This window comes from Streptomyces sp. NPDC030222 (assembly GCF_055573115.1).
In genome coordinates, this window is record NZ_JBVICA010000012.1 from 54,147 (window position 1) to 70,101 (window position 15,955).

13 protein-coding genes are annotated in these 15,955 nt (G+C 73.6%); 3 read left to right on the forward strand and 10 right to left on the reverse strand.

The features are described from left to right. Positions 1-38: 38 nt before the first annotated feature. On the reverse strand, positions 39-1,271 hold the full coding sequence (locus ACZ4Z5_RS18795; RefSeq protein ID WP_468264343.1) for a streptophobe family protein: 1,233 nt from the start codon (positions 1,269-1,271) through the stop codon (positions 39-41). A gap of 349 nt (positions 1,272-1,620) precedes the next feature. Between ACZ4Z5_RS18795 and ACZ4Z5_RS18800 the strand changes: the two genes are divergently transcribed. Then, positions 1,621-2,961 (forward strand): DUF6777 domain-containing protein, encoded by a 1,341-nt coding sequence (locus tag ACZ4Z5_RS18800; protein WP_468263974.1) that lies wholly within the window; start codon positions 1,621-1,623, stop codon positions 2,959-2,961. 57 nt (positions 2,962-3,018) lie between these two features. Here the strand turns inward: ACZ4Z5_RS18800 and ACZ4Z5_RS18805 are convergent, their stop codons facing one another. From ACZ4Z5_RS18805 to ACZ4Z5_RS18835, 7 genes are all read right to left on the reverse strand, one after another. After that, positions 3,019-3,423, reverse strand: coding sequence for a YidB family protein (locus ACZ4Z5_RS18805; RefSeq protein WP_468263976.1), 405 nt, complete (start codon positions 3,421-3,423; stop codon positions 3,019-3,021). 119 nt (positions 3,424-3,542) lie between these two features. Then, entirely contained in the window at positions 3,543-4,319 is a 777-nt protein-coding gene (locus tag ACZ4Z5_RS18810; protein WP_468263978.1) for a DUF72 domain-containing protein, read from the reverse strand. A 410-nt stretch (positions 4,320-4,729) separates the two neighbouring features. Continuing rightward, positions 4,730-5,251, reverse strand: a complete 522-nt coding sequence (locus ACZ4Z5_RS18815; RefSeq protein ID WP_468263981.1) for a hypothetical protein — start codon at positions 5,249-5,251, stop codon at positions 4,730-4,732. Positions 5,252-5,283: 32 nt separating this feature from the next. Beyond that, positions 5,284-7,344 (reverse strand): PP2C family protein-serine/threonine phosphatase, encoded by a 2,061-nt coding sequence (locus ACZ4Z5_RS18820; RefSeq protein WP_468264345.1) that lies wholly within the window; start codon positions 7,342-7,344, stop codon positions 5,284-5,286. Positions 7,345-7,622: 278 nt separating this feature from the next. Continuing rightward, positions 7,623-7,892, reverse strand: coding sequence for a DUF1876 domain-containing protein (locus ACZ4Z5_RS18825; RefSeq protein ID WP_468263984.1), 270 nt, complete (start codon positions 7,890-7,892; stop codon positions 7,623-7,625). 407 nt (positions 7,893-8,299) lie between these two features. Further along, positions 8,300-9,673 (reverse strand): cytochrome P450, encoded by a 1,374-nt coding sequence (locus tag ACZ4Z5_RS18830; RefSeq protein ID WP_468263987.1) that lies wholly within the window; start codon positions 9,671-9,673, stop codon positions 8,300-8,302. Between the two features lie 119 nt (positions 9,674-9,792). Further along, positions 9,793-11,022 (reverse strand): DUF418 domain-containing protein, encoded by a 1,230-nt coding sequence (locus ACZ4Z5_RS18835; protein ID WP_468263990.1) that lies wholly within the window; start codon positions 11,020-11,022, stop codon positions 9,793-9,795. A gap of 170 nt (positions 11,023-11,192) precedes the next feature. On the opposite strand from ACZ4Z5_RS18835, the gene ACZ4Z5_RS18840 reads away from it, so the two are divergent. Both ACZ4Z5_RS18840 and ACZ4Z5_RS18845 read left to right on the forward strand, forming a co-directional pair. Then, entirely contained in the window at positions 11,193-11,861 is a 669-nt protein-coding gene (locus ACZ4Z5_RS18840) for a response regulator (protein ID WP_468264347.1), read from the forward strand. Continuing rightward, entirely contained in the window at positions 11,858-12,961 is a 1,104-nt protein-coding gene (locus ACZ4Z5_RS18845; protein WP_468263992.1) for a sensor histidine kinase, read from the forward strand. Before ACZ4Z5_RS18840 ends, ACZ4Z5_RS18845 begins: the two co-directional genes overlap by 4 nt. A gap of 371 nt (positions 12,962-13,332) precedes the next feature. On the opposite strand, the gene ACZ4Z5_RS18850 is transcribed toward ACZ4Z5_RS18845, so the two are convergent. Together ACZ4Z5_RS18850 and ACZ4Z5_RS18855 are read right to left on the reverse strand one after the other, a co-directional pair. Then, on the reverse strand, positions 13,333-14,403 hold the full coding sequence (locus ACZ4Z5_RS18850; RefSeq protein ID WP_468263995.1) for an ABC transporter ATP-binding protein: 1,071 nt from the start codon (positions 14,401-14,403) through the stop codon (positions 13,333-13,335). A 1-nt stretch (position 14,404) separates the two neighbouring features. Beyond that, positions 14,405-15,880 carry an ABC transporter permease gene (locus tag ACZ4Z5_RS18855; RefSeq protein WP_468263998.1) on the reverse strand — a complete coding sequence of 492 codons (1,476 nt, stop codon included), beginning with the start codon at positions 15,878-15,880 and terminating at the stop codon, positions 14,405-14,407. Positions 15,881-15,955 lie beyond the last annotated feature (75 nt).

The window sequence follows — 15,955 nt, forward strand, 5'->3', positions numbered from 1 at the left end:
CGTGGCGTCCCGCGACGGTCCGGCGGGCCGGGTGGTCCCTACGGTCCGGGCGGACTGGGCGGTTCCGGCGGGACCGTAGGGGCGGGCGGGGCGGTGTCCGCGCCGACCTGGCCGCGCCGGTGCACCGGCCGGGCCAGCAGACCGCCCAGGAAGCCCGCGATCAGCCCCCAGAGCAGGGCGAATCCGAGATTGGTCCACCACCGCGGCCGCAGCAGCACCTCACCACCCAGCCCGCTCACGTCCCCGATCCCGAGCAGGGAGAGGCCGAGCCGGGCGGAGATCCGGGTGGTGAGGCAGATCATCAGCATGGTCAGCACCAGCGCGACGCCCAGATGCAGGGCGTGCTGCCAGGGCCGTGTCCGGGCGGACGAGTGGACGGCCATGACGAACGCCGCGGCGAGCAGCACCACCCCCGCCACGACCGCCAGCCACCACACCCTGGCGTCGTGCTCGGCGAGGGTCCCCATACTGAGCGTCCTGACCTCCGAGCCCCTCAGCACCTTGTCCAGTACCCCCGGCATCGGCAGCCCGAGCGGTGTCTCCACCTTGCCCTCCCAGACGCCGCCCAGCCCGAGCCCGAACGCCAGCCAGACGACATTGGGCAGACCCAGCAGGATCACGGCGAACGTCTCGGCAGGACGACCGCGGGTGCCCGCCACCACCAGGGCCGTGAGTACCCCGAGCACGACGTACGTGAGCAGGAGCAGCACCATCGCGTGCGCTGCCGGCCGCACCGGCTCCTGGTACCGGACGAGCCGCACGGGGAGCGGCGCACGGCGTGACACGAGCAGCGCCAGCACCAGCACACCCAGCAGCCACAGCAGTCCGAAGACGACGGTCACTCCGACGTCGGCCGCGAAGGCGACCGTGGGAGCGGCGTCCAGGATGTCGGTGATGATGTCCGCGGTCTCGTTCCCGAGGTCGATGCCGAACGTGTGCCGGGCGACGACGGCGAGCACGAGGAGGACGAGGATCCACAGCAGCGCGGTCCGGGCGACCCGGCCCAGCAGCTCACCGGTACCCGTCACGGCGCGGTACCGCAACGGCCTGAGGAAGGCCGCGGCGACCGCCAGGGCCCCGGCGAGGCTCACCGACAGCGGGATGACGTCGAACGCGGCATCGGTCTCGGCGAACACCCCGGCCTCGCCGGACAGCTCCACGGACCCGCCGACCGCCGTCACGACGACCGCCGCGACGACCCGGGGGAACGCTCCTCCGGGCAGATCCGTCGCGCCGGCCGCCCACAGTCCGAGGGCCGCGGTGACGACCATGGCGACCAGCCCGGCCAGCACCACGACCAGGGCGTCGAGCCAGGCGCGCGCGGCCCGCGAGACGGCGGAGGCGGACCCGTGTTCAGTCACCCCGCCACCGTAAGCAGCGGGCCCTGCCCCCGCCCGCCGGGAGGAGCCGACCGCGTCGGCTTGCGGGCCGTACGGGTGCCGACGACACAATGAGCGCGGAAGCGGACAGGCATGCGCAGACATACGAGGAAAGGGCTGATCGCCCGGAGGCCGGCCGCCCGGACCGGACGACACCCGGCCCTTCTGCTCGAATCGGAAGGTCTGCTCGAATCGGAAGGTCTGCCCGACACGGGAAGACTCGACACGGGAAGAAGGGCCAGTGAGTTCCCACCCGCCGTCCAGGCACCCCGCGGGTCCCCCCTCCGGCCCCCTCTCCGGGCGGCCCTCCGGCACCGCAGCCGGTGGTCCGCCCCCGGCTGCGGGGCCGCCGGGCGCCGGCGGCGGGGGGCGCGAGTCCGGCGGGCGCGCGGGCAGGCCCGGCGGACCGGGCGGATCCGGACCGGGTGAGCCCGGCGATGCCGGCGCCGGGGGCGGCGGGCCGCACGAGCCCTGGTGGCGGTCCGTACCGCGGATCGCGGCCGTCGGCGCGGCGGTCGTCGCAGTGGTCGCCCTGGTCGTCGTCCTCACCCGCCCGGGCGGCGGCCCGGGCGCCCGCGGCGAGGTGTTCCTCCAGGCGGCCGGCGCCACCGGCCCGGACCCGTTCACCGAGTCCACCGCCACCGGGGCGGTGCCCGCGTCCCCGGCCCCGACCGGACCCGGCGCGCCGCCTCCCACGGCCGACGTCATCCGTAGCGTGCCCGGTACGGCTCCCGGTCTGTACGGCGGCACCCGGCACGTCGCGGCCTGCGACGTGGAGGAGCAGATCCGCTTCCTGGCCGCGGCCCCGGCCAGGAAGCATGCCTTCGCCTCCGTGCTGGGCATGGCACCCGCGGCCGTTCCCGGCCGCCTGCGCGCCATGACTCCGGTCCTGCTCAGGGAGGACACCCGCGTCACCAACCACGGCTTCCGCGACGGTCGTGCCACCGCCTACCAGGCGGTCCTCCAAGCCGGCACGGCCGTCCTCGTCGACGACCGGGGCGTGCCCCGGGTCCGCTGCGCCTGCGGCAATCCGCTCACGCCACCGGTGGCGCAGCAGACGTCGCCCGAGCCGGTCGGCACGGCGTGGCCGTCGTACCGGCCGCAGAACGTCGTCGTCGTGGCCCCCGCCGCGCGGCCGGTCGACGTCTTCGTGATCTACGACGCCGAGCACGACGGCTGGATCGCCCGTGAGCGCGGCGACGATGTCGCGGACGACAGGCCGACCGAGCCACCGGAACCAGCGGCGGAGTCACCGGCCACCCCGTCCCGCACCTCCTGTCCGCCTCCCGGATCGAAGGTCTCACCGGACTCCTGCCCGCCGGCCTCGCGCGACGTGGCACCGGTGCGGCCCCCGTCCGAGCCGTCGGGGCCGGGATCCCCGACGACGGAAGCGCCCGCCTCCGAACCCACCGCGCCGCAGTCCCCGCCCTCGGAGCCGCCGGCCTCCGGATCCCCGGCACCGGAGTCGGCTCCGGTCTCGCCGGCCTCGCCGGAGTCCCCGGCGACGGCGTCCCCGCGATCGGGCTCCCCGGCCACGGAACAGCCCCTGTCACCGGAACCGGCCGCAGCTTCGGAGCCCTGACGACCGTGCGCTCCCGCGTGGTGACGTCCCCCCGCGGGACGGCCTCCCGGCGGTGTGTCAGGTCTGCCGGCGGATGATGTCCTCCAGGGAGCCCGGCGGAAGCTCACCGCCGGGGGTGAGACGGTCCACCGCAACCGGGAGCGCGTCGGCGAGCCGGTCCGCGGCCTGCTCCGGGGTGACGCCCGCCTGCTCGGCGACCTCGTCGAGGGTCTGGTACGGCAGTGCCTGCGCGATTTCCGGACCGCTGACCGGTTCGTTGGCGCCCGACTCCACCCAGGAGCGGGTCTTCGCGCCGAGCCCGGCGTCGTTCAGCTCGGCGATCAGCCCCTGGAGCGGATTGCCGCCGCCCTGGCCGCTGTCACCGATCGTGGCGAGCAGGGACGCCAGCAGTTTCCCCACCCCGCCGCTCTGCTCGCCGCCCAGCAGCCGGCCGAGCAGGTCGCCGAGTTCGTTGTCCGCCATCGCTTGTCACCTTTCCGGAGAGGGATACCCGAGACGTACCCGTGACCTGCCGCCCCGGCCGGGCGGCGACGGCGGTGTTCACCCGGACGCACCGGACACGCCGGTCGCACCGCCGCCCTTCATCCCAGGTGGACGTCCTCGCGGCCCGGTGTGCGACCCGTCGTCCGGCCCAGGGCCGTTGCGGCACGGGCGAACGCGGCTGCGTCGTGCACCGCGGCCCCGCCCAGGTCGTTGTTGAAGTACACGTGCACGTCGGCCCGGTCGGGCCAGGCGTCCGTGATGCGTTCCGCCCAGCTGCGGAGCGCCGTACGGCCGTAACGGGGCCAGGGTGCGGCGCGGCCGCCGTGCAACCGCACGTAGCCCCAGTCGGCGGTCCGCCAGAGCGGGGTGACCGGCCGGGAGTCGCGGTCCGCCCAGCACAGGGCTGCCCCGCGCTCCCGCAGGACCGCTTCTGTCTCGCCCGTCCACCAGGAGCCATGGCGTGGCTCGACGGCCACCCGGACGTGCGGGGGGAAGCAGCGCAGGGCAGCGTCGAGCGACTCCGGGTCGGCGTGGAGCGTCGGCGGCAGCTGGAGCAGTACCGGGCCCAGTCGCGGTCCCAGCGCCTCGGCACGGCCCATCAGCCGCTGCACCGGTTCCTCGGGATCGTGCAGCCGCTTGATGTGGGTGAGATAGCGGCTGGCCTTCACGGCCATGACGAATCCCTCGGGCGTCCGCTCCCGCCAGGCGGCGAATGTGGTGCTCTCCGGCAGCCGGTAGAAGGCGTTGTTGTTCTCGCAGGTCCCGAAATGGCGGGCGTATTCCTCCAGCCACAGCCGCTGCGGGCAGTCCGCGGGGTACAGCTCGCCGCGCCAGTCCTTGTACTGCCATCCCGAGGTTCCTACGAGGAGGGGCATGCAGACGAGTCTGCCCCTTTTGCCGATCGCCCGCCGTTCTCCGTTCGCCGTTCTCCGTTCGCCGTTCTCCGTTCGCCGTTCGCCGTTCGCCGTTCGCCGTTCGTCATCGTGGCGGCAGCGGCCCGTCGCCGTCTACCGACGGTTCCGCGAGGCGGTCCTGTGGATCCCCTGCAGGGGACCGGCCACCACCGGCCCCAGGGAGAGGTTCTCGCCAACGTGCTGCGATCTGGGAGTCAGTCACCGGTCCGGCCCGGGCGCGGAGAAGCGATGATTTGCGCCATCGGCGCGGGGCATGGCGCAAAAGCGCTCGATGATTTATCGTTCATCAATGTCGGGCAACGCCCGCCACTGACTGCCCCGGCCGGCACCCCCCGTCCAGCCGGGGCTTCTCCTTTGATCACGCCCGTGGATCACGTGACCGCGGAGCGCCATCGGGCCCACATGCCGCGTCGGCCGGGCGGTGGACATGGTACGAAGGCGTCGAGCGGGAGCCCGGCCGCCTCCAGACGCTGCGCGAGCAGGCGCTCCTCCTCCGCCGTGACCGCCACGAACAGAGCCGTGCCGGAGTCGCTCGCCGAGAAGACTAGCTGCCCGTCCTGCCACGCCTCGGCATGGATCGTGTGCGGTGCCAGCCCCACGAGGACCGCGAACTGTTCGTCGTCACGCACGTCGAGATCGATGCCCATGCCGCCGTCACCCCGCCTGCGGCCGCGCCGGCCGGCGAGGAACGCCTCCTCCGCCAGCTCCCGCGCCCTGCGCTCCAGCGGGACGATGCCGTCGGGCCACCGCTCGTCGCTGAAGGCGTCGACAAGTGCCGTCGCGATGCTCCCGCGGACCACGTGCAGCGCCTCGTGGTGGGCACGCACCACCTCCGCCGGTGCGAGGCCCCTGCGCAGCAGCAGTTCCCTGCGCGGAATTCCGTTCCCGATCACGGGCGGCACCTTACGCGACCCCGCAGCTGCCCTCACCGGCAGCGCAGCAGCATCAGTGCCACGTCGTCGTCCCGCTGGTGGCTCTGCTCGCTGTGCCGGATCAGGCCGTCGGCCATGACCTCGAGCGGCGCATCGCCCGCCCGCGCCAGATGCGCCGCGAGCGCCGCCAGCGCCGCCTCCAGGTCCGTGCCCGGAGACTCGACGAGACCGTCGGTGTAGAGCCCGAGCACCGTGCCGGGGACCAGCGGGATCTCCGTGACCGGATACTCCGCGGCCGGATCGACACCCAGCAGGGGTCCCCCTTCGACGTCCAGGACGCGCACGCGCCCGTCAGGTTCGCGCAGCAGCGGGTACGGATGCCCGGCACGCGCCATGCACGCCGTGCGGCGCCCCAGGTCCAGCCGGACGTAGAGACAGCTCGCGAAGAGCTCGGCGTCCAGCTCGATCAGCAGCCGGTTGGTGCTCGCCATGATCTCGCCGGGCGACTGGCCGACCGTGGTGTACGCGCGCACCGCCGTCCGGACCTGGCCCATCAGCCCGGCGGCCGTCACATTGTGGCCCTGCACGTCGCCGATGACGGCGGTGGCGCAGTCACCGACGCGGATCAGGTCGTAGAAGTCCCCGCCGATGTCCATGCCCTGAGTCCCCGGCAGATAGCGCGCCGCCACCTCGATCCCGGGCAGCACCGGCAGGGTGTGGGGCAGCAGCGCGGCCTGCAGGCCGTGCGCGAGGCGGTGCTTGGCGTCGTACAGCCGGGCACGTTCCAGCGCCTGCGCGATCAGCCCGCCGAGGCTGGTCAGCACTGCCCGCTCGTCCGCGGAGAAGGCGTGCTCCTCGGTGAAGCCGAGCACGCAGATGCCGACCGGACGTCCCGAGGCGACCAGCGGCAGGAACGCCCAGGCGCGCATGCCGTCGGCGATTCCCCCGTGCGCCGGGTAGATCCGTTCCAGCTGCTCGCGCGACTCCAGGAACGTCGGCACTCCGGTGGCCAGGACATGGGCGGCCGGCGCCGAGGTGCGCACCGGAGTGCCGTCGAACCGGGCGACCAGCGACGGATCGGCGTGGCCCCGGTGCCCGAGGACGCGCAGCCGGCCGGACTCGGAGGCCATCATCACCAGCGCCTGGCTGCCGACGGCCGGCATGATCTGGTCCGCGACCCGCTCGATGACGTCGTCGACCCCCACCGCCTCGGTGAGGGCACCGGCCAGATCGAGCACATGGGAGATCGTCACCAGACGGGACGGCGGCCGCGGAGCCCGGGCACGGCCGGACTGTTCCGGCGCCGTCCGCGCGGGACTGATCCGTACCGTGATGCCCGTGCTGCTCGGATGGAGCCGGAAGCGGAGCCACTTCGCTGGCGGCCGCAGGGCCACGAACGACGTCTCCCGCCCGCTCATCAGCGCCCCGCGGTACCGGTCCTCGTAGACCGGGTCGTTCAGCCAGCGGAGCACGGTCCACGGCTGGGTGCCGGTGAGCCGCCGTCCGGGCACGCCGAGGAGCTCCGCGGCGGCCGGATTGACGTAGGTCACCCTGCCGTGCAGGTCCAGGGCGCACAGTCCGTCCGGCAGCCGGGTGACCATCCGGACGGCCTCCACGGCACTGGATACGCCGGCGGACTCGGCGGGGGCGATCAGATCGGGTTCGGGCAGCACCGGATGACCGGCCCGTGCCGCCCGCTCCAGCCGCGCCGCGAGCCGCTCGCAGGCCGTGGTGAGGCGCAGCCGCTCCGACTCGGAAGGTTCTGCGGGCCGGGAACCCGGCCAGGTGAGGAACACCGCGCCGTACGGTGCGTGCTCCGTGGCGACCGGCAGCGCAGCGAGCGCGAACGGATAGGGCAGGACCACGGCGACGCGCGGATAGCGGCGGGCCATCTCCTCCTCGCCGCTCACCCAGACCAGCCGCCGCTCGCGCAGCGCGTCGGCGACCGGGATCGGTGCGGACCTGCCGATCCGTTCCCAGGGCGCGGCGAACGACCGGGGCAGACCGGCCATGACGGCCATCACCAGGACGGGCTGACCCGGTTCCAGCAGATAGACCGCGCCGGAGTGCGCACGGACGTCGTCCATCATCCGCGCGAGTGCCAGCGACAGCATCGGATGGTGGCCCTGCCCCGCGCCCAGGGCGGTACCGGCGGCCCGCTCGGCCACGGTGCACCACCCTCCTCCGTCGCACCACCCTCCTCCGTACGGACGGCGCCGTCCGTACGATGCTCAAGGCTGCCTTCCCGGCGCCGTTCCCGCACGGCGAGGGCCGCGCCACGGCGGCCGGGCGCACCACCCGGCCGTGTCCGCGACGGGCACGGCCAGGGGTAACGCCCGGCCGGTGGCGGCTCGGGCTCACACCGTTCCCGTACTCACATCATCAGCCGGACTCACATCATCAGATGGGCCGGCATGTGCGTGACCTCCTCGATCTCTCCGCCCGCCTTCTTCATCAAGGCCCTGGACAGTTCATTGAGCGCACGGGCGGCGGCGATCTCCTCGCCGACCCTTTGTTGTTCCGTGTCGTCCGGGTGCCGCTTGGCGTGTCCGTGCGCCCGCATCTCCGTGCCGTCCTTGAGACGTACCATCGCCGCCGCCTTGGTGCGGGTGCCGTCTTCCTGGAATTCCAGCTCGATGTGCCATCCGACGATCGTCTGCATGGCGCCCACCTCCTGCGTTACCACTCCAATGTGCACCCGACCGGGCCCATGCCACCATCCGGGGACGAACTCCCGGGCTGAGTCCGGGGACTTCACGCGGTCGATGCCGCCGTCCGGGAGCCAGTCCTCGTTGGCGCGGATCAGGGTGCCGTTCCGCGCTGGGGCCGCCAGTCACCCGCCGCGGGTAACGCGCGGCGGGACGCGGCCTGTTCGATGGTCGGTCGCATGAGCAGACCGTAAGCGCCCGTATACGGGCCGATATGAATCCCGCGTATACCTACAGGTCATCCAGGGAAAACCGGGTGAGGACCTCGTCGCGGTTCCCGGCGCGGGCCGCCGACACCACCGACCGCAGTTGCAGCGTCAAATCCGCCGAGCGGCTGCCCGCCCGTACGCCGGCGGTCCGCCTATCCGTCCAGTGCGCGCAGCCGGCAGCGGGCGGGCCCGGCCGCGCGCAGGGTGATGCCCGTGTCGACCGGGACGTCCCGGTCGACGGCGCGCAGTTCGTACGCCTGCAGCACCATCGCCAGGGCCAGTACCGATTCGAGCATCGAGAAGTGCTGGCCGATGCAGGCCCGCGGGCCGCCTCCGAAGGGGAACCACGCGTAGCGCGGGCGCTCCTTCTCACGCTCGGGCGCGAAGCGCTCCGGATCGAACCGTTCCGGGTCGTCCCAGTACCGGGGATGGCGGTGGGTCACCCAGGGAGCCACGACCACATCGGCGCCGGCCGGGATGCGGTGGCCGCCGACCGTCGTCGCCGCGACGGCCCGTCGGCCGATGACCGGCCCGGCCGGATAGAGGCGCATGGCCTCCTTGAGCACCTTGGTCAGCCGGGGCAGGGCGTCCAGGTCGGCCGCCACCGGTGTACGGCCCGAGAGGACCCGGACCACCTCGTCCCGGGCCCGCTCCTGCTCCTCGGGGTGACGCGCCAGCAGATGCAGGGCGAAGGCGAGCGAGGTCGCGGTCGTCTCGTGCCCGGCGAGCAGGAAGACCAGCACCTGGTCGCGGATCTCGGACGCGTCCAGGCTGCCGTCCTCGGCGTTCTCCGCCCGCGCCAGGAGGGAGAGCAGATCGTCGCCGGACACGAGCGGACCGTCGTCCGCCGCACGCCGCTTCTCGATGATGGCGTCGCACACCGTGTACAGCTCCCGGGTGGCCGCCGCCGCACGGCGGTTGGCGGGGGTGGGCCAGTGGCGGGGGACGTTTGCCGGGGAGTAGCCGCGCCGCAGGGTGAAGTCACCGATGACCGGGAAGCAGCGCGTCACGACGTCGACGGCGGTGTCGACATCGGTGCCGAAGAGGATGCGGGCCACCGCGCGAAGGGTCAGGGCGGTCGTCTCGACGACCACGTCCACGGTGTCGTCGGGCCGCCGGCGCCAGGCCGCCGTCATCGCGGCGGTCTCGGCGGTGACCGCGGCAGCGTAGCCGTCGACCCGGCGACGGGTGAAGAGCGGCTGGACCAGCCGCCGCTGCCGCAGGTAATCGGCGTCCTGGCTGGTCAGCAGACCGTTGCCGAAGGATTCCCGTACCTCCTGGTAGAACGCGTTGTCCTTGCGGAAGTTGGCCGAGTCCGTCGCGAGCACCTGCTGTGCGCCCTCGGCGGAGAACACCGCGTAGAGCTCCGCGCGCAACCCCGGAGGCCCGGCGGTGATCCGGACGACGTCGCCGTGCTCCCGGTGCGCGTTCAGGAACGTCCCCAGCGAGTCCCGCTTGAGGTCGAGCATCGAACCGAGAAGCGGCAGCCCCGCCGGTCCGGGCGGCCGGGCAACGGTGACGGTCATGGGCTCCCCCTGGTCGGTGCCGGCATGTCGCGTGCTCGACGTCGATTCTGCCCGAACGGCGTGCCTCCGTGGAGCAGTTGTGACGCGGTGAATGGCCGCCGTCCAGCACCCCGAGGTCGTCAGTTGATCAGGCGGGCGGGTGTGGTGGCGGCGTGCAGTACGTACTCCAGCGGTCCTCGCCGGAACCGCCTGGTCCAGGCGAGGGCCAGCAGCATGGCGACCGCGGTGAAGCCGAGGAGGACCGGCAGGGCGGCCGAGTCCGGCATGTCGTCGGTGCCCAGCGCCCTGATGGCGATGATGTGGCCGACGTACGCGGTCAGGGACACGGATCCGATGGCGATGACCGGCGCGGCCGCCCACTGCAGGCGTGCGGAACGGTCCATGGCGATGAGGCAGACCGCCAGGACCGCTAGGGCGACACCGGTGTTGCCCACGACGGACCCCGTCGTCTGGCTGTGCGGGGCCGCCACGAGCAGCCACTGGGGGACCCCGGTGACGGGCTCGTCCCCGACGGCGTCGGACCACCAGGCCGACGCGGCAGGCCCGCCCTCCGTGGCCGCGGACACCGCCGCCTGAGTGCCCGGCACCACGTGCAGTGCCACCCATGACCCCCCGTAGCCCAGCACCGTCAGCGCCACCCCGGAAAGCGCCAGCCCGGCGAGCACCCGGGGCCGGGTGAGGTCGAGCTTCGCCACGGCCATGCCGGCGACGATGAAGGGCAGCCACGTCAGCACCGGGTACTCCCCGGTCACAAACAGTTCGAGGAGCCCGTCCGACCCGGTGAGCCTGGCCAGCGGATCGTGCGCCACGAGCGAGTCGGCCCAGCTTCCGCCGTCCACTGCCGCCCGCAGCAGGTACAGGACCACGGGCATGACCAGTGCGGTCGACGCGGCGATGGCGGCCAGGGTGCGTGCGCGCAGCCGGTACAGCGGGAGTGCCAGCACGAAGAGCAGACCGTAGAAGGAGAGGATCACGTCGACGGGGGTGTCCAGCGCGGTCAGCGCGTACCCCAGGGCGATCAGTACCGCGGAGCGGATCAGCACCCTGCCCACGGCCTGCCGTCCCACGCGCCCGGTCCGCGGCCGGGGCCGGCCGGTCAGCAGGACCAGGGTGAAGCCGGCCAGCACGGCGAACAACGCGGAGGACCTGCCGCGGGCCACCTCCATCAGCCAGCCGAGTGGGCCGCCCACCGACGGCTCGGGGCCCACGTGCGCCGCGAACATGCCCAGGATGGCGAGACCGCGGGCGAGGTCCAGGCCGATCAGCCGGCCCGTCGGCGACGACCGGAACGGGGACTCGTCCGTGGACGACGCCGGGGACGGCACGGCCGGCAGTGGCTCGCGCGTCATTGCTCCAGGGTCTGCGTACCCGGCCGCGCCAGCCATCCGGCAGGTTTCCGGAAACCCCCCGCCGACCGGCTGCCATGGCCCGCCATCCGGCCGCGACCGGCCTGCCACCGGCACGGATTCCCTCGACGTGGTACGAATCGGACAGTGGTCCGATGGAGAGTGGAGCACGCGTGATACGGGTACTGGTGGTCGACGACGAGGCCCTGATCCGTACGGGCTTCCAGCACATCCTCGACGCCGCGGACGGGATCGAGGTCGTGGCGGCGGTGCCCGGTGGCCAGGCGATCCGCACGGCCCGGGAGACGGAGCCCGACGTCGTCCTGCTGGACATCCGCATGCCCGACGTGGACGGACTCAGCGTCCTGGCCGGTCTCCGCCGGTTGCCGCGCCCACCGGTGGTGGCCATGCTCACCACCTTCGACATGGACGAGTACGTGGCGACGGCACTGCGATCGGGCGCCTCGGGCTTCCTGTTGAAGGACACCGATCCCGAGGAGCTGCCGTTCCTCGTGCGCACGCTCGCCGAGGGCGGCACCGTGTTGTCGTCCAAGGTCACCCGGACGGTCGTGGACGGTTATCTGGGCGCCGGTTCGTCCACGGAGCCGGCCGTCGCCGGCCTCGACCGGCTGACCGACCGGGAGCGCGCCGTCCTCGTGCTGATCGCCGAGGGTCTTTCCAACGCCGACATCGCCAAACGGATGCATCTGAGCACCGGAACGGTCAAGGACCATGTGAGCGCCATCCTGACCAAGCTGGATGTGGGCGGCCGCGTCCAGGCCGCCCTGCTCGCCGAACGGGCCGGCCTGCTCAGGCCACCGCGGGAACAGGAGCAGGGATGATCCCCCGCCGCATACGCGCCCCGCTGCTCGACGTCCTCCTCGTCGCGGTCTCGCTGTTCGACGTCTGGGTCAACGTCAGCGCCGAGGAACCGTTCCGTCTGGCCTGCGCCCTCGCCGGCGCGCTCGCCCTCCTGCTGCGCCGCCGTCTGCCCCTGGTCACCTTCCTGCTCACCCTTCCCTCCGTGCTCTTCTCCGACGCCGTGTTCGCCGCGCTGGCCGCGCTGTACACGCTGGGTTCGCTCACGCGTCGCCGCGTCCTGCTGGCCTTCTGCGTCGGCGCGTTCACGATCAGCGACGTGAGTTCCTGGCCGTCACCCGGCTTCGACGTGCTGGACACCTCGACCTTGATCGCCCTGGGCTACACCGCCGCGACGGCGGCCGCTCCCGTCTTCCTGGGCCAGCTCGTCCAGACCCGGCGCGACCTTTCGATGCGGCTCGCCGAGATCTCCGAGGCACGGGACCACGAACAGCTGCTGACCGCCCAGGCGGTGCTGGCCAAGGAACGCGCACAACTCGCACGGGAGATGCACGACGTGGTCTCCCACCAGGTCAGCCTGATCGCGGTCCGCGCCGGGGCTCTCCAGGTCGGCACGGAGGACGCCGGGGTCAAGGAGGCCGCGGCCACGATCCGGCGGCTGAGCGTGCAGACCCTGGACGAACTGCGCCACATGGTCACCGTCCTGCGCGGCTCCGGGGGCCGCCCCACGGAGCTGACCCCGCAGCCCTCGCTGGCCGACCTCCGGCGGCTGGTCGCCGGCAGCGGCATCGAGGCCGAGCTCGTCACGGACCTGCCCGACGGGCTTCCGCCGACCGTCCAGCGCGCCGTCTACCGCACCGTCCAGGAAGCACTCACCAATGTGCGCAAGCACGCCCCCGGAGCCACCGCGAGCGTCCGCGTGCACCACGAGGGCGGGGCCGTCCGCGTCACGGTCAGCAACACCGCACCGACCCGGCCCGCGGTACCGCTGCCCAGCGCGCACTACGGCCTCGTCGGCCTGAGCCAGCGCGCCGCGCTCCTCGGCGGTACCGTCACCTCCGGTCCGACGGCCGACGGTGGCTACGAGCTCCACCTGGAGCTTCCCGCCGAAGGGACCACCTGACGGTCGGGGGGCGCTCGACAGACCAGGGGTACGACGACGGGCTGGGGCGTACGCTCCCGGGGCGAGGCGTACGACCGGACCGGCTCTCGGGGCACGTGGTACGTGGCACGGTGTACGACGGTGCTCGGGGTCCGGCACCATGGGCACGGGGCACGGGGCACGGGGCACGACCACGGTGCACGCCCACGGGGCACGACCGGCCACTGGGACATTCGGCCGGACCGCCGCCCGACCGTCGCCGGCCCGCACCCGCCACTCGCTCGGCCCGTGACGGTCCTGCCCCGCGCGCGGCGCACCCCCCTGCCCGTAGTGCCGGACCTCCGAGCGCCTGCCCGGCCACCGCGGCCCGACCGGGTGCGGCCGGGAGTCCGTCAGGGCGTCCTGGGAGCGGCTCCGGCGGTGGGCCGGAAGACCCGGGCGCGGCCGCGCACCCGTAGGCCGACCTCCGCCCCGGGCACGTAGGGGACCGCCACCGGGTCGAAGATCCGGGCGGTCACCGGCGTCCCGTCGGGCAGCAACAGCGCCAGCAGGGCGTCGTGCCCCTGGAAGTCGCGGCGCACCACCCTCGCCTCGACCGTCCTCGGCACACCCGGCGGGACCACCTCGATCTGCTCGGGCCGCAGCATCACCGGCCCCGGGCCGGCCGGGACCGCGCCGTCGGCCGTGACGACCGGTACCGTGCCCAGCCGGGTGAGGGCGAGACCGTCCTCCACCACAGCGTCCAGCCAGACGGCCTCGCCGACGAATCCGGCCACCCACGGGTCCGCGGGCGCGCCGTACACGATGTCCGGCGGTCCGCTCTGCACGATCCGCCCGTCCCGCATCACGGCGACCTCGTCGGCGACCGACAGGGCCTCCGCCTGGTCGTGGGTCACCAGGACGGCCGTGGCGCCGTCCGCGCGCAGGGCGCTGCGGACGTCCTGACGCAGCTCCGCGCGGAGCGCCGCGTCGAGGGCGCTGAACGGCTCGTCGAGCAGCACGACCGGCGGGCGCGGGGCGAGGGCCCGGGCGACCGCCACGCGCTGCTGCTGACCGCCGGAGAGATGGTGCGGCATGCGGTCCTCGAAGCCGGCGAGTCCAACCAGCTCCAGCACCGCGGCGACCCGTCCGGCCTGCCTGGCCGTCCTGTCCAGTCCGTACGCGACGTTGCCGCGGACCGGCAGGTGCGGGAAGAGCGCCCCCTCCTGGGGGACGACCGCGATCCGCCGCCGCTCGGGAGGCAGTCCGGACCCCGGTCCTGCGACCCGGCGCCCGTTGACCCGGATGTCCCCGGCGTCGGGGGAGTCGAACCCGGCCACACAGCGCAGCAGCGTGGTCTTGCCGCATCCGGAGGGGCCGAGCACCGCCATCAGCGCCCCGGAGCGCACGGCGAGTTCCACACCGCGCAGCGCCGGCACCGGCCCGAAGGTCTTGTGCAGCCCGGAGACGCGTAGCTCCGCCATGTCAGCGCCCTTCCTGGCCGAGGACACCGGTGCGCGCCGACAGCCACCAGGCGGGGACGGCGGACATGAGCACCAGCAGTGCCGCACAGGGCGCTGCGGCCGCGTAGGCGGACACCGAGGTGCGCGTCCACAGCTCGGTGGCGAGGGTGTCCATCCCCGTCGGCCGCAACAGCAGGGTGGCGGGGAGTTCCTTCATGCAGGTGAGGAACACCAGGACCAGCCCGGCGCCGATGCCGGGTGCGGCCAGCGGGACGGTGACCGTCCGCAGGACGTACGACCGACGGCGGCCGAGGGACCGGGCCACTTCCTCCAGGCCCGGTGGGGCCTGCACCGCGGCGCCGCCGACCGCCGCGACCGCCAAGGGCAGGAAGAGCGCCGCGTACGCCAGGGCGAGCAGCCATACGGTCTGGTACAGCCCGGTCGCCACATTGATCCCGAAGAAGACGAGCGACAGGCCGATGACGAGACCCGGCAGCGCATGCGACACGTAGGACAGACGGTCCAGGACGACGGCAACCGGGCCGGGTGCGCGGGCGGTGAGCAGGCCCAGGGGCAGGGCCAGCAGCATCGTCAGCACCGCACCGGCGAGGGCGACCCACAGCGAGTTGAGCGCCGCCGCGGCGATCCCGGCCGCCGACCCCGGGCGCGAGACGCCCTCGGCGAACCACCGCAGCAGCGCGGCGGCCGGGACGCCGAGGGAGAGCGCGGCCGTCCCGGTCAGCGCCAGCACCGCGGGCCACCGCAGCCGGCCGAGCCGCAGCCGTTCGGGCGGCCGGCCCCCGCTGCCGAGCCGTGCGTACCGTGCGCCGCGGCGCCGGGTCAGCTGCTCGCCGACGAGGAGGACCGCGCTGAGCACGACGAGGACGGTGGCCAGGACCAGGGCGCCGGTGCGGTCGAAGCCCAGGGTGATCGAGGCGAAGACGGCCCGGGTGAGGACGTCCGCCCGCACGATGGAGACGGCACCGAAGTCGGAGAGCACATAGAGCGCGACGAGCAGGGCGCCGGCCGCGACCGCGGGACGGGCCTGACGCAGGGTCACTCCGGTGAAGGTGCGCCACGGTCCGCGCCCCAGTGACCGCGCCACCTCCTCCTGCGCCGGGTCCGCGCCGGACAGCGCGGCGGCGACCGGGAGGTGGACGTACGGGTACGAGCACACCGTCAGCACCAGCGCGGCCGGCCAGAAGCCCTCGAAGCCCTTGACCGTGGAGACCCAGGCGAACCCGGCGACATAGGTGGGCACCGCGAGCGGCAGCGTGGCGGCGACCCCGAACATCCGGCGTCCTGGCAGGTCGGTCCGGGTGACGAGGAACGCGGAGGCCACGCCGAGCACGGTGCACGCGGTGGTGACGACGGCTGCCAGAGCGATGCTGCGCAGGGTCAGTTCCGCCGTGCGGGCCGTGAACAGCTCGGCGGCGATCCGGTCCCGGCCCGCTTCCCGGACCCGCACCGCGAGGTACGCCAGCGGAATGAGCGCCACGCCGACCGCGAGTGACGCAGCGGCCGTCAGCGCCGGGCGGGGTACCAGCGCCCGCGCCCTGCGAAGGGCGATGGA

Coding starts and splice junctions, on each gene's coding strand:
- ACZ4Z5_RS18830 (WP_468263987.1), bottom strand. CDS start 9,673: ATGACCGTCACCGTTGCCCGGCCGCCCGGACCGGCGGGGCTGCCGCTT.
- ACZ4Z5_RS18805 (WP_468263976.1), bottom strand. CDS start 3,423: ATGGCGGACAACGAACTCGGCGACCTGCTCGGCCGGCTGCTGGGCGGC.
- ACZ4Z5_RS18835 (WP_468263990.1), bottom strand. CDS start 11,022: ATGACGCGCGAGCCACTGCCGGCCGTGCCGTCCCCGGCGTCGTCCACG.
- ACZ4Z5_RS18810 (WP_468263978.1), bottom strand. CDS start 4,319: ATGCCCCTCCTCGTAGGAACCTCGGGATGGCAGTACAAGGACTGGCGC.
- ACZ4Z5_RS18845 (WP_468263992.1), top strand. CDS start 11,858: ATGATCCCCCGCCGCATACGCGCCCCGCTGCTCGACGTCCTCCTCGTC.
- ACZ4Z5_RS18850 (WP_468263995.1), bottom strand. CDS start 14,403: ATGGCGGAGCTACGCGTCTCCGGGCTGCACAAGACCTTCGGGCCGGTG.
- ACZ4Z5_RS18795 (WP_468264343.1), bottom strand. CDS start 1,271: ATGGTCGTCACCGCGGCCCTCGGACTGTGGGCGGCCGGCGCGACGGAT.
- ACZ4Z5_RS18825 (WP_468263984.1), bottom strand. CDS start 7,892: ATGCAGACGATCGTCGGATGGCACATCGAGCTGGAATTCCAGGAAGAC.
- ACZ4Z5_RS18820 (WP_468264345.1), bottom strand. CDS start 7,344: ATGCTGTCGCTGGCACTCGCGCGGATGATGGACGACGTCCGTGCGCAC.